1 pseudogene is annotated in these 231 nt (G+C 65.8%); it reads right to left on the bottom strand.

Annotated features, from left to right (window positions below):
• Positions 1 to 231 (bottom strand): annotated as a pseudogene (locus R0J88_RS23990) (hypothetical protein); the annotation flags it as partial.

Below are 231 nucleotides of genomic sequence, written 5' to 3'. Positions count from 1 at the left end.
AGCGATAGGCGTGATCGATTTCCGGCACGTGGGCGTCGCGCTCCACAAATACCGGCACCTTGAGGTCACTGTCGATGCCGAACAGCTCGCGCACGCCGCGCAGCTCAGTGGGCTGCAACTGACCGGCGGGCAGCGGCTGCTCGGCAGAGGCGGCGGGGCCTGCATCGCTGGCAGGGCTTGCATCATTGGCAGAGCTTTCATCACTGCTGGAAGGCGTCAAGGTGGCGTCGC

This window comes from Pseudoalteromonas sp. SIMBA_162, from assembly GCF_046535955.1.
Taxonomy (GTDB): Bacteria; Pseudomonadota; Gammaproteobacteria; order Enterobacterales; family Alteromonadaceae; genus Pseudoalteromonas; species Pseudoalteromonas marina.
This window is presented reverse-complemented; position numbering and strand designations above follow the sequence as displayed.